The sequence below is a fragment of the Celeribacter neptunius genome, assembly GCF_900113955.1.
Taxonomy (GTDB): Bacteria; Pseudomonadota; Alphaproteobacteria; order Rhodobacterales; family Rhodobacteraceae; genus Celeribacter; species Celeribacter neptunius.
Window position 1 is genome coordinate 1 of record NZ_FORH01000006.1, and the last position, 12494, is coordinate 12494.

Genomic DNA, 12494 nt, shown 5'->3' on the forward strand with positions numbered 1-12494 from the left:
TATAGCCGCCCATAGGGCGGCTTTCTGCGTTTCTGGACCAGCGCCCCAAAATCCCCCCTGGAAGCATGTGGAGCGTGCTCAACGGTTGTGAAGTCGTAGAACTCATCCGGCGGCACGTCCGAGATTGCGGCGCGGGTGACGAGCCAGGCATTCGCCGTTGAGGCGCCGTGTTGCCTTGACAGTTGTGGGTGACTTGGGTGAAATGTATCACAATATGAATTTATGTTCCATTATTTGGAACGCATGGAGGGGACCATGACGAAACGCACGGAACCGATGGCGATGGAGCACGTCATTTCACCAAAGTCACTGGCACTGATCGGGGCCTCCGAGGACTATGCCAAATTCGGCGGGCGCATCCTGCACCATGTTCTTGAGCATGGCTATGAGGGGCAGATCTATCCGATCAACCCGAAGCGGGACACGGTGCTTGGCCTGACCTGTTACCCATCCGTGGCGGAGCTTCCGGAGCCCGCGGATCTGGCGCTGGTGGCGGTGCCCGCCAAGGCGCTTGAGACGACGGTTGAGGCCTGTGGTGCGGCCGGGATCGGCGCCTGTGTCATCATCACCGCCCAGCTCGGTGAATTCAGCGCGGAAGGCGCGGCGCTGGAGCAGCGTCTCGTGGAGATCGCGCGCAGCCACAACATGCGGCTGATCGGGCCGAATTGCATGGGGATGATCGTGCCGCAGGCAAATCTGGCTCTCTCCTCGACGCCGACCCTGCGCTACGCCGGCGAGATGCGCAAAGGTGGCGTCGCCTTCGTCAGCCAGTCGGGCGCGATGATGGGCACGCTGTTCCTGCAAAGCCATGACCACGGCGTCGGCCTGTCGGGCATGGTCAGCATCGGCAATCAGGCGGATCTCGAGCTTTGCGACTTCCTCGAAGGTTTCATTGCCGATCCCAAGACCAAGGTGATCTGCCTCTATATCGAGGGGCTGAAATCGCCCGAGCGTTTCCGCGACCTTTGTGCCAGGGCCCATGCGGCTGGCAAGCCGATCCTGGCGGTCAAGGCCGGGCGCACGGATGCGGGGTCGCATCTGGCGCAATCGCATACCGCCAGCCTCGCCGGATCCTTTTCCGCCTTCGAGACCATGTGCCGGGAATGCGGTGTCATGCTGATGGACGATCCCGATGCGATGATCATGGCGGCGGGCGTGCTCTCGGCCAACCCGATGCCCAAGGCTCCGCGCACCGGCATCATTTGCGCCTCGGGCGGCGGTGCCGCGATCATGGCCGACCAGATGGAGCTGCGCGATCTGCCCGCCGGCGCCTTTGCCGAGATCACCCGCGATCGACTGGCGCAGGATTACCCAGCGAGTCATGCCAACAACCCGCTGGATCTGGGCGGCCACAAGGGGGGGCTCGAATTCGGCATTTTTGAACGCGCAATCGAAGCGGTTCACGAAGATCCCGAGACCGGCGTGACCGTCTATGTCATGACGCCGCAGCCGATGATGCCGCAGACTCTGGATCACATCATCGCGCTCTGGCAGCGTCAGGACAAGCCGGTCGTGCTCGTGCTGAACCTGTCGCGGTTCGGGGCGGAGCTGCGCGATCAGGCCTTTGCCGCGGGCATTCCCTTCCTCACCCGCACCGATGATCTATACCGCGTGCTGGAACTTTACCGCAATCTGCTGGCCGCCGCGCCCCGGATGCAGGCGCCCGAGCGACCCGCGGATCTTGTGGCGCCGAAGATTGCCGGACAGGGGTTCCTCACCGAGCCGGAGGCCAAGGCCATCCTGTCGGACTATGGCGTGCCAGTGCCCAGCGCCACACTGACCGGAACGGTGGAAGACGCTCTGTCCGCGGCAGCGGTCTGCGGCTATCCGGTGGTTCTCAAGGGCGTCGTCGCGGATGTCGTTCACAAGAGCGATCTCGGCCTGGTCAAAGTGGGGCTCGGTGACGAAGCCGCGCTGCGTCAGGCCTATGCCGAGGTCGAGGCCGCCATCACCGCCGCCGCGCCGGGCGCGCCGGTGCAGATCGACGTGCAACAGATGATCGCTCCCGGTGTGGAGCTGATCGTCGGCCTGACTCATGAGCCGGGGTTCGGACCGCAGCTGGTGCTCGGTGCCGGTGGCATCCATGTCGAGCTACTCTGCGACGTGGTGCAGCGCAGCGCACCAGTCAGCCCGTCGGAGGTGCGCGAGATGCTGGAGGCGCTGCGGATCTGGCCGCTTCTCGATGGCGCGCGCGGGCAGGCCCCGATGGCCGTCGACGCGGCCTGTGACGCGATTGCGCGTCTGTCCTGGCTCGGCCCGGATCTCGGCGATCGTCTGGTCGATTTTGAGGTCAACCCGTTCCGCATCACCGAGACCGGCGCCTATGCGTTGGACGGGCGCGGAACGCTCAAGGGCGCATAAGAAAACGGATTACGCCCGGGAATGCGGGCGTCCATCCGGCCAGGCCTGTTCGATCAGCGCGGCATGTTCTCGGAGCAGCCCCGCGTAGTGCTCGATCAGGGCCTGGTCGAGATCTTCCATCGGGCCGGAAATGCTGATCGCCGCCGGGACATCGCCATGACGGGAACGGATCGGCACGGAAATCCCGCGCGCCGCCTCATTGACCTCATGAAAGGCGGTGGCATAGCCGCGCGCCCGGATCGTTTCGATCTCTTCGGCCATGCGGGCAGGATCGGTGATCGTGTTCTCGGTGAACCGGGTCAACTGCCCCAGCATCTCGTCGATCAGTGGCTGTGGCGCGTAGGCCAGCAGCACCTTGCCGCCCGAGACCACATGCAGCGGCGCGCGCGCGCCGAGATAGGCAAAGGTCCGCACAAAGGCCCGGCTCTCGATCCGGTCCACGACAAGGCTGGTCAGGCCTTCGCGAATGCTGAGCATGACGTTTTCGTCGACTTTTTCCGACAATTGCTGCAGGATCGGGTGCGCTGCCCCGATCAGCGTGTTGGAGGCCACTTTGCGGGCGCCGATCTCGAACAGTTTCAGGGTCGGTTCGTAATGCGATCCGCTCTCATTTTGCTGAACATAGCCGAGGTCGCGCAGGGTCTGGAGCATCCGAAAGGCGTTGGAGCGCGTCATGTCCGCCCGTTCCGCCACATCGCGCAACCGCATGGCCCCGTCTTCCTGAGACAGGATCTCGAGCAGCCGCAGCGCCTTTTCCACCGATTTGATCATGATCCCGTTACCTTCTCAGTCTCTTGCGCCGTCTTGCGGTCAGCCTGGCGGAGGCGCGCGGTCTCGGCGAAGGCCTGCTCTGCGAAGTCGCGCACTGCCTGTTGCAACACCTCGAGCCGGTCTTCGGAGAAGCGCATCGCCGGGCCAGTGATCCCGATGGCGCCGATGACCGTGTCCCAACCGGAGCGCACCGGGGCGGCGATCTCAAAGATCCGCCGGGTGTCATGGCGCCGGATGACGGCAACCCCTTCGGCGCGGGCGGCGTCGAGCCGGGCCCGCGCCATCGGATCAACCTTGGCCGCCCCCAATAGGCTCTTGACGGCATGATCGGGCAGCGCCGATGCGATCGCGACACCAAAGGCCGTATCGTCCCAGCGCAGCGTCAGATTGTCCGGGATCACCGAGGCGACGCTGGTCGGCGGCAGGGCATTGCAGGCAAACATCACGCTCTCGCCGTCGAGATAGACGAAATGCGCGCTCTCGCCAGTGCCGCTGACCAGCTGTTGCAACAGGGGCAGCAGGGCGGTCTGAAACGGGAAACGGGCGGCGATCCGGTTGCCCATCTGCGCCAATTTCAACGAGGGGTAATAGTGCCTCGAATCGGCATCGTAGCCGACATAGCCAGCCTCGCGCAGCGAGCTCAGCGTGCGATGCACATTGCTCTTCGGCAAGCCGAGATCCCGGGCAAGGGCGGAGACGCCGACAGGGGCGTCAGCGGCGACCACGCGTTCGAGAACCATCAAGCCTTTCAATAATGTACTGTCCATTCAGCCTCCCGTCGGACAGCTATGACAAAACCCGGCCGCCCATGCAATTGTTCTAATATATAGAACGGAATAAATTATTGCGCAACAAAATGCCGCATGTTAGCGTCAGAATGAGGACAAGCGGCGTTCTAAGCCGCGCAATCGCACGAAACATTAGCACAGGGAGGAGATGCTATGATTTCCAGAAGATTCGTACTCGCGGCCGTAGGGCTGTCTTTGCTCGCAGGGCAAGCCATGGCCGAGGATTGGCCGTCGAAGCCGGTGACCATGATCGTGCCCTACAATCCGGGCGGCACCACCGACAATCTTGCGCGCCTTGCGGCGGACGCGATCGCTGCGGCAATCGGCCAGCCGGTCGTGGTCGAAAACAAACCGGGTGCGGCCGGTGTCGTCGGCGCCACTCTGGCCGCCGGCGCGCCGAATGACGGTTACACGATCTTTTTCGGCAACAACGCCACCAATGTTGTGCAGCCACTGATCAACCCGAACGTGTCCTATGACCCGCTCGACAGCTTCGACGGGGTTGCGACCACCGCCGACGCCGTGGTCTTTGTCGGTGTGGGCGCCGGCACCGGCATGACCGATCTCGATGGATTCGTCAGCTATCTGAAAGCCAACAAAACCAAGTTCGGCTCGGCGGGCGTCGGCTCGATGGGGCAATTCTCGGCCACATATTTCCTGCAGGAGACCGGCACCGAGGCCAAGCATATCCCCTATCAGGGCAGCAACAACGCCGTGGCCGCCATCCTCTCGGGCGAGATCGAATTCATGGTCGACCCGGCGGTGACCCGTCAGATCGACAGCGACAAGATGAACGTCATCGCCGCACTCTCGGAAGAGCGTCACCCGGCCTATGACAGCGTGCCCACCGCCAAGGAGCAGGGCTATGATCTGTCACTGACCGGCTGGTTCGGCATCTTTGCCCCCGAAGGCACCGATCCGGAGATCATCGCCAAGATGAGCGCGCCGCTGGCCGATCTGGTCGCCAGCGATGCCTATCAGGATCAGGTCCTGAAAATGGGGCTTCTGCCGACCTATCGCGATGCCGCCGCCACCGATGCGGTGGTCGAGAAGGATCTCGAGGTGTTCACCGCGATCCGCGACTCGGCGGGCATCTCGATCAACTAAAGCAAAGATCACCGGGCGGCGCGTCGGATGGCGGGCGGCCCGTCTTTTGAGATCTGACATCATGAAATTCGGGGAATGACGGATGAGCAGCGCGCATATCCAATACGAAGAACAAAACGGCATCGCGGAGATCACCATCTGCCGCCCCGCAAAACGCAATGCCATGACGGCAGAGATGTTCGCGGAGCTGCGCCGGTGCTGGCAACGCTTTGCCGAGAGCGAGGCCCGTGTGGCCATCCTCAAGGCCTGTGACGACAAGGTGTTCAGCGCCGGGGCCGACCTGACCGATCCGCCGGAGCAGTTCTGGCAAGGCGTGCCGGAATTCGGCTTTCACTGCGACAAACCGATCATCGCGGCGATCAGCGGCAAGGCCATCGGTGCCGGTATGGTGCTGGCGATGATGTGTGATTTCGTGGTCTTGAGCGAAGATGCGGAGCTGATCTACCCTGAAGCCAGGATCGGTGTCGCCAAGGGCGCGGTCACGGCGCTGCTCAAGCGCGGACCGATGCGTGTGGCGATGGAAATGATGTTGCTGGGCGATCCGCTTCCGGCACAACGCGCCTATGAATGTGGCATGGCCAACCGGCTGGTGCCTGCGGGCGAACATGTGGCGGAGGCGCGCCGCATGGCCGAGCAACTGGCCGCGAACGCACCGCTGGTGGTCGAGATGCTCAAACGTCTGTCGCTGGAGACGGTGGGTACAACGCCGATCCAGTCGCTGTTCGACGTAACCAACCGGGTCGACAAAGTCATGAACAGCCAGGACGCTGCGGATGCGCTCGACGCCTTCCGCAACAAGCAGAAACCGGTTTTCAACGGCCGGTAACGGAAACTCGCGGTAGGGAGGAGACCGCCATGTTAGACCGCTTGATCGCGGCATCCACATCGAGGTCAGGCCTCGGTGCGCTGCTTCTGTTCATTTTTGCCGGTATCACGTTCAAAGAAGTGTCGGGGCTGCGACTGGGGAACCCGGGCGCGATGGGACCGGGCTATTTTCCGGCCATCCTCGGCGGCCTGTTCGTCCTGTTCGGTATCATTCTTTCGGTCGAGGCCTGGGCGAACCCGCAGGACCGGATCTATTTCGGCCGCATGCGCCCGGTGGTCATGCTGCTGGCCGGGATCATCCTGTTCGGTCTGCTCTATCGTCTGCTCGGCGGCGCGATCGCAATCGCTGCGCTGGTGGTGGTCTCGGCTCTGGCCGAACGTGGCCGCAGCCCGCGTGAGCTGGCCGGGCTGGTCGCCGTCGTCGTCCTTCTGGTCTGGTTGATCTTTGTGGTCGCGCTGGATCTGCAACTCAACATGCTGCCGACATGGGGGACATCATGATCGATAACCTGCTCCTTGGCTTTCAGGTCGCCCTCTCCTGGGAAACCCTGATGTTCTGTTTCGCCGGTGTCTCGATCGGCATGTTCATCGGCGTTCTGCCCGGGGTCGGACCGCTGGCCGCGATCTCCATGCTGCTGCCGCTGACCTATTACATCTCGCCGACCGACGCGTTGGTGATGCTCGCGGGCATCTATTACGGCGCGCAATATGGCGGTTCTGTTGCCTCGATCCTGATGCGCCTGCCGGGGACAGCCTCCTCGGCAGTGGTCTGTATGGATGGCTACGAGATGACCAAGAACGGCCGCGCCGGGGCGGCGCTGTTCCTCTCCGCCGTGGCCAGTTTCATCGGCGGTTCGATCGGCATTCTGCTGATGGCAGGCTTTGCCCCGGTGTTGGCGGAATTTGCACTGAAATTCGGCAGTCAGGAATATTTCCTGCTGATGGCGCTCGGCCTCGTCGCCGCCTCCACCCTGTCCGAAGGCTCCGCCGTGCGCGGCCTGGCCATGGTGGTGCTGGGCGTGCTCCTGGGAATTGTCGGGCTGGACATTACCTCGGGCTCCATGCGTTTTGTCTATGGTCAGTTCGAACTGATGGACGGGGTGAGCCTCGTCGCCTCCGCCATGGGCCTGTTCGGTCTTGGCGAGATCATCACCAATATCGGTCAGGGCAACCGTCCGGCACCCTCGGGCAAGGTGACCCTGCGGTCGATGGTGCCGAGCAAACAGGAGTTGCGAGACAGTTTGCCGGCGATCTGGCGCGGTTCGGCGATCGGATCATTTTTCGGCACGCTCCCGGGCACCGGCTCGACCATCGCCTCGTTCTTTTCCTACGCCACGGAAAAGAAAGTCGCCCGCAACCGCGACCGCATCGGTCAGGGTATCGTCGAGGGCATCGCCGGTCCGGAAGCCGCGAACAATTCCGCCGCCCAAACCGCCTTTATCCCGACGCTCACTCTGGGGGTGCCGGGCGATGCGGTGATGGCGTTGCTCCTGGGCGCGATGATCGTGCATGGCGTGACGCCGGGACCGCAGATGCTGGCCGAGACGCCGGAAATGTTCTGGGGGCTAGTCGCCAGTTTCTGGCTCGGCAACCTGATCCTGCTGATCTTCAATATCCCGATGATCGGGCTCTGGGTGTCAATGCTGCGCATCCCGTACCGGCTGCTCTATCCGGCGATCCTCGTGCTCGTGGTGATCGGCACCTATTCGATCCGCTACTCGATCTTCGACATCTATCAGCTGCTGGGTTTCGGCGTGCTCGGCTATGTGCTGCGACTGCTGTCCTTCCCGGCGGCACCTCTGGTGCTGGGCCTCGTGCTCGGCCCGTTGATGGAAGAGAATTTCCGGCGCTCGCTGATGCTCTCGGACGGCGACTTCTCGACCTTCGTCACCCGTCCGATCAGCGGCGTTCTGTTCGGCTGCATCGTGCTGGTCTTCTTGGTCCAGATCGTCCCGCCGCTTCTGCGCCTCATGCGTAAAACTCCACAGAACAGCTCGAAAGAGGCCTGACATGACCTTTCCCAATGACGCCCGCGTGGCCCTGAACGCCCTGTTGGGCGAGCGGTTTTCCGAGAAACAGGCCGACCGCGATCACCATGCCGGCACCGAGGCCCACCATCGGCCCGCGCCGCCCGAGGCGGTGGCTTGGCCGGAAAGCACCGAAGAGGTGGCCGAGATCGTCCGGATCTGTCGCGGCAACGGCGTGGCGATCGTGGCCCATGGCGCAGGCTCCTCGCTCGAAGGCAACACCTCGGCGGTGAAGGGCGGCCTGTCGGTCGATCTCAACCGCATGAACCAGATCCTCGACGTGCGGCCCGAGGATCTCGACTGCACGGTGCAGGCCGGCGTCAACCGTGAGGAGCTCAACACCCATTTGCGCGACACCGGGCTGTTCTTTCCCATCGACCCCGGAGCGCATGCCTCGCTCGGCGGAATGGCGGCGACCCGCGCCTCCGGCACCAACGCCGTGCGCTATGGCACGATGCGCGAGAATGTCCTGTGCCTGACCGTGGTCACCCCGGAGGGCGAGATCATCCGCACCGCACGCCGCGCGCGCAAATCCTCCGCCGGCTATGATCTGACGCATCTTTTCGTCGGCTCCGAGGGCACGCTCGGCATCATCACCGAGGTCACACTGAAACTCTACGGCCGCCCGGAAGCGGTCCGTGCCGCTGTCTGCACCTTCTCCGATCCGGCCTCTGCCTCGCGCACCGCGATCGAGGCGATTCAGGTCGGCATCCCGCTCGCCCGCGTCGAATATCTCGATGATGGCTGCATCCGCGCGGTGAATGCCTATTCGCATCTGGAAGAGACCGAGGCCGACACGCTCTTCGTCGAATTCCACGGCTCCGAGGCCGGGGTGGCCGAGCAGGTGGCGTTTTTCGAAGAGATCGCGACCGGCAATGGCGCCGCGCATTTCCGTTGGGCCGAGCGTGAAGAGGATCGCAACCGGCTCTGGAAAGCCCGCCACAGTGCCTATACTGCCACGGTCAATCAGCGTCCCGGCTGCCGGGGCTGGGCCACCGATGTCTGCGTGCCGCTCTCCCGGCTGCCGGAGTGTATCGATCATGCCAAGGGGCTGATGAAAAGCTGCGGCATCCCGGCCTCGATCATGGGACATGTCGGCGACGGCAATTTTCACGTGGTCTTTTCCGTCGATCCGACCGCGCCGGAGGAGCTCGAGACCGTGGCGCGGATCAATTCCGCCATGGTCGAGCAGGCGCTGTCCTGCGACGGCACATGCACCGGTGAGCATGGGGTCGGGCTCGGCAAACGCAAATATATGGAGGCCGAGCACGGTCCCGCGCTGAGCCTGATGCGCCGGATCAAATCCGCGCTCGATCCTGAAAACCTGATGAACCCCGATAAAATTCTGCCCCCGATGGAGACCCCAGCCCAATGAGTGACCCGCTTGTAACCGCCGACTGGCTTGCCCGGAATCTTGATCAGGTGATCGTGCTGGACGCGACCTATTACCTGCCGCCGGACCCGGCGCAGAGCCGTCTCGATTTCGAGACCACCCGCATTCCCGGGGCTCGTCTGTTCGAGGTGGATGAGATCGCCGACCAGGCCAGCGATCTGCCGCACATGCTGCCCGATGAGGCGAGGTTCGCTGCAGCCATGGCGGAGCTCGGCATCGACGGTACGAAGCCCGTTGTGGTCTATGACCGCAGCGCGACCCATTTCAGCGCTCCGCGGGTCTGGTACACGCTGCGCCTGTTCGGCCTCAACGAATGCTATGTGCTCGATGGCGGTCTGCCGCTCTGGATCAAGGGCGGTCATCCAGTCGAGGCCGGGGCGTGCCAGAACGCTGCCGTCGCCGCGCGCGATTGGACCCTGGCGCGCCACATGGTCCTGTCGGGGGCGGAGCTGGCCGAACGGGTGGCCGCCGGCGGTGAGACGGTGATCGACGCCCGTTCGCAGGAGCGTTTCGACGGCACGGCCCCGGAGCCGCGTCCGGGTCTGTCCTCGGGCCATATGGTCGGAGCCAGCTGCCTGCCTTTCCCGGCCCTGACCGGGGAAGATGGTCGTTTCGCCGATGTGGCGACGCTGAAAGAGCTGTTTGCCGCGGTCGATGGCGGCGCGCCCATTGTCACCTGTGGCTCCGGCATGACCGCCTGTGTTCTTGCCCTCGGGCTGGCCCGGCTTGGGCTCGGCGCTCGGCTCTACGATGGTTCCTGGGCCGAATGGGGGCAAGACACCCTTGGGGCGATCCAGACCAGCAGATAGATCGCAACCGGAGCGCCCGGTCTGCTCTGCGTTTAGCGCGCAGACGGTGCGCTCCGAGGCGGGAAACCCAAACAGGCCCAGTGATCAGATCGAGAGCCGGTATTTCCCGAGCTTCAAGCGGCTCAGTATCGCGACCCGACATCTCAAATATCCGGTCTCAGTGAGCCATCTCTTTGAGCGCAGGAAAGCTTGGGCTGCACTCATCATGCTTCTTGAAAATCGCGTTACAGAATTCGGCTTCACCGGAGCGCCTTACGTCTTTGACTCGCTCAGGGACGGGAGGCCGATTGAGATCTGTCGCGACTTCGAACATAGGCTTCTCAATCTGGTTGGACGTGTGATTTAACAGGGTCGAAATGACTGGTCAAAAATTAGAGTTATGTATAATGCGCCCAGGAACCTCTCGCGAGGCCCTTCGCTGCCAATCGTCGATCTGTGACCTTTTCCGCGAGCAAGTGGAAGGGACCGGGGCATCTGAGTTGGGCTGAACTCAAATGTAGCACTTTGGTTGCGGTAGACTACATCGAGGCGTTCAACAGCAAACTTCGATCCGAATGCCTGAACGCTCATTGGTTCATGGGCCTTGAAGATACAGCCGAAAAGTTGGAGGCTTGGCGTAGAGACTACAACGAAGAAAGACCGCACAGCGCAATTGGGAACAACGTCCCAGCTGCGCTGATGAAATTGCCAGACGCATCCAGCCCGTCTGCGTGATCAAAGGGCGGAAAATTTAGCCCCAAGCGGGGACACTTCCGGTAGCACAGCAGACTCGCAAGCCTGCCGCTGAGGCCAAAGTCAAGCCCACCATTGCCATCCCCAGATCGGCAATGAGCTGGGTCCTCAAAAACGCCAACGCCGCCTGATCAGCGGGATGGGCACATTGTTTTCGGTCCAAGAGCGATCGACCCGGCCATTCTGGAGCCGCAAGAACACACCTGCCGGCGGTCATATCAACCGCGTCGCATTTGCTGTATAAGGTTTCAGGCTATGTGCAAAAAGTCTTCCCGCAAAGACTGTTTGCGCCGCTATCGCAGGCACGTAACAGTGAAGCCTAACCCAATCCTGCCAAAAGGCGCGACAACTGGGGAAAGCATGTTACTCCTCTTCACAGTGTTAGGTTGAGTGTCTGCGAAACCATGTTGTCGTATGAAGCAAAACATTGGGACGAAACGGCGAGCCGTCGTGGCGCCTACAGGTCCATGAAATCGATCTGGCTGATGACAACTTCCTGACGATCATGCTCTCGACCCGCAGTGTGACCCGGGTTCGCATGGATCGCGTCATCGGCGAAGGGGCCGCGCTCGCGCTGGGTCCATCGGGACTTCCGTGCCAACGTCGCAAAGATCGCCCTTAAAGGTGTAGGGCATGGGACAATCGTCCCAACCGGAACGGATGCTCCCGGCATGCCGATCGCACCTGCCGCGCTCGAAGGATTTCGCGGGGTGATGCGGTATCTCTTTGCCGATCTTGCGGCGCCTGTGCCCACGCTTGTCCATTAGCCGACAATGTCGGTTGGTACGGCTCAGCCGCTCGGCGTTCTATTCCGGGCCGGACGAGATCATGGATTGGGCATCCACTGTCAGGTGACTGGAGTACTTCCCCCTGGGGGAGCGGTGTAGCCGATGCGGGCCTTGAAGCGCTCCATCTCATGTATGGGGGGGCGTTTTCCCGTGTAGATTTCGACATACTGCGGGAAGCGTTCAAGACGATCTGTTATGTCTTCCTGAACCTGGGTGGAAATGTAGCCGAGTTGTACAAGGTAAATGGTCCGTGCCCGGACATCGGCGTCCTGCGGCTCGTGCCCCCATCTTTCCAACATGTCGCGCAGCGCATTCAGTCTTTCCTGATCCGCTTTCAGAAGGCGGTTCTGGACGTGGGGGTCCTGCTGCGCCCAGTTTCGGATCGCGAGTTCCAGTTTCGTGTCGAAGTCGCTGTCGGAGAGAAAGGTGGAAATGACGTTCAGCATCGCCTCCGTTTCCGTCGCGGCGTATTCGGTCGTGGCTGCCACAAGGTGATGCGTTGTGGTCGTTTCCCATCTGCCGAGAAGGGCCGCAAGCAATTCGTCCCGGTTCTTGAAGAACCAGTAAAAGCTGGTCCGCGAGAGATTGAGCGTTGTGGCAAGGGGCATGATTTTGACCGAATCGACGCCCGTCTCGATCAGGGCCTCATAGGCTGCATCCAGCCAAATTTCCGGCGAGCCGCGCAAAGCGCGCTCTGAATCTGTGTCTTTGCGCATCTAAGCCTCATTGGGTCGCTGCAAATATGACGTGAGTGTTCATAAAATGTGCAGCTATGTCCATAAGATTTTGGGTCTTTTATCCGGACACGGAGGCCAGATCATTCAGTAGCATATTTTTATCATCAACAATTTGAAATTATAAGAGAATTTCGAATGATCGCGGCTTCATTTCTT

General features: G+C 62.1%; 10 protein-coding genes and 1 pseudogene. 8 read left to right on the forward strand and 3 right to left on the reverse strand.

The annotated features are described in order from the left end of the window. The first annotated feature begins 255 nt into the window (after positions 1-255). Positions 256-2361, forward strand: a complete 2106-nt coding sequence (locus BM151_RS14495; protein WP_177213163.1) for an acetate--CoA ligase family protein — start codon at positions 256-258, stop codon at positions 2359-2361. A gap of 9 nt (positions 2362-2370) precedes the next feature. On the opposite strand, the gene BM151_RS14500 is transcribed toward BM151_RS14495, so the two are convergent. Together BM151_RS14500 and BM151_RS14505 are read right to left on the reverse strand one after the other, a co-directional pair. Further along, positions 2371-3132, reverse strand: coding sequence for an IclR family transcriptional regulator (locus tag BM151_RS14500; protein ID WP_090061467.1), 762 nt, complete (start codon positions 3130-3132; stop codon positions 2371-2373). Beyond that, on the reverse strand, positions 3129-3899 hold the full coding sequence (locus BM151_RS14505) for an IclR family transcriptional regulator (protein ID WP_090061468.1): 771 nt from the start codon (positions 3897-3899) through the stop codon (positions 3129-3131). The genes BM151_RS14500 and BM151_RS14505 overlap by 4 nt, the downstream gene beginning before the upstream one ends. Positions 3900-4073: 174 nt before the next feature. Here BM151_RS14505 and BM151_RS14510 point away from each other — a divergent pair, with 174 nt between their 5' ends. The 7 genes and pseudogenes from BM151_RS14510 to BM151_RS14540 form a co-directional block, all read left to right on the forward strand. Beyond that, complete coding sequence (locus BM151_RS14510; RefSeq protein WP_090061469.1) at positions 4074-5027, forward strand: Bug family tripartite tricarboxylate transporter substrate binding protein; 954 nt, start codon at positions 4074-4076, stop codon at positions 5025-5027. Positions 5028-5109: 82 nt separating this feature from the next. Beyond that, positions 5110-5853, forward strand: coding sequence for an enoyl-CoA hydratase/isomerase family protein (locus BM151_RS14515; RefSeq protein WP_090061470.1), 744 nt, complete (start codon positions 5110-5112; stop codon positions 5851-5853). A 29-nt stretch (positions 5854-5882) separates the two neighbouring features. Then, positions 5883-6353: a tripartite tricarboxylate transporter TctB family protein gene (locus BM151_RS14520; RefSeq protein ID WP_090061471.1), complete on the forward strand. Its 471-nt coding sequence runs from the start codon at positions 5883-5885 to the stop codon at positions 6351-6353. Beyond that, positions 6350-7861: a tripartite tricarboxylate transporter permease gene (locus BM151_RS14525; RefSeq protein WP_245781222.1), complete on the forward strand. Its 1512-nt coding sequence runs from the start codon at positions 6350-6352 to the stop codon at positions 7859-7861. Before BM151_RS14520 ends, BM151_RS14525 begins: the two co-directional genes overlap by 4 nt. Before the next feature lies 1 nt (position 7862). Then, positions 7863-9254: an FAD-binding oxidoreductase gene (locus BM151_RS14530; protein ID WP_090061473.1), complete on the forward strand. Its 1392-nt coding sequence runs from the start codon at positions 7863-7865 to the stop codon at positions 9252-9254. After that, entirely contained in the window at positions 9251-10081 is an 831-nt protein-coding gene (locus BM151_RS14535; protein ID WP_090061474.1) for a sulfurtransferase, read from the forward strand. The genes BM151_RS14530 and BM151_RS14535 overlap by 4 nt, the downstream gene beginning before the upstream one ends. Positions 10082-10600: 519 nt before the next feature. Further along, positions 10601-10795: pseudogene (locus BM151_RS14540) on the forward strand (integrase core domain-containing protein); the annotation flags it as partial. 865 nt (positions 10796-11660) lie between these two features. Here BM151_RS14540 and BM151_RS14545 read toward each other — a convergent pair. Beyond that, complete coding sequence (locus BM151_RS14545; RefSeq protein WP_090061475.1) at positions 11661-12317, reverse strand: TetR/AcrR family transcriptional regulator; 657 nt, start codon at positions 12315-12317, stop codon at positions 11661-11663. Positions 12318-12494 lie beyond the last annotated feature (177 nt).

What these genes read in the sequence shown, in the direction of transcription:
- BM151_RS14495 (WP_177213163.1), top strand. Translation starts at nt 256, where the DNA reads ATGACGAAACGCACGGAACCGATGGCGATGGAGCACGTCATTTCACCA.
- BM151_RS14500 (WP_090061467.1), bottom strand. Translation starts at nt 3,132, where the DNA reads ATGATCAAATCGGTGGAAAAGGCGCTGCGGCTGCTCGAGATCCTGTCT.
- BM151_RS14505 (WP_090061468.1), bottom strand. Translation starts at nt 3,899, where the DNA reads ATGGACAGTACATTATTGAAAGGCTTGATGGTTCTCGAACGCGTGGTC.
- BM151_RS14510 (WP_090061469.1), top strand. Translation starts at nt 4,074, where the DNA reads ATGATTTCCAGAAGATTCGTACTCGCGGCCGTAGGGCTGTCTTTGCTC.
- BM151_RS14515 (WP_090061470.1), top strand. Translation starts at nt 5,110, where the DNA reads ATGAGCAGCGCGCATATCCAATACGAAGAACAAAACGGCATCGCGGAG.
- BM151_RS14520 (WP_090061471.1), top strand. Translation starts at nt 5,883, where the DNA reads ATGTTAGACCGCTTGATCGCGGCATCCACATCGAGGTCAGGCCTCGGT.
- BM151_RS14525 (WP_245781222.1), top strand. Translation starts at nt 6,350, where the DNA reads ATGATCGATAACCTGCTCCTTGGCTTTCAGGTCGCCCTCTCCTGGGAA.
- BM151_RS14530 (WP_090061473.1), top strand. Translation starts at nt 7,863, where the DNA reads ATGACCTTTCCCAATGACGCCCGCGTGGCCCTGAACGCCCTGTTGGGC.
- BM151_RS14535 (WP_090061474.1), top strand. Translation starts at nt 9,251, where the DNA reads ATGAGTGACCCGCTTGTAACCGCCGACTGGCTTGCCCGGAATCTTGAT.
- BM151_RS14545 (WP_090061475.1), bottom strand. Translation starts at nt 12,317, where the DNA reads ATGCGCAAAGACACAGATTCAGAGCGCGCTTTGCGCGGCTCGCCGGAA.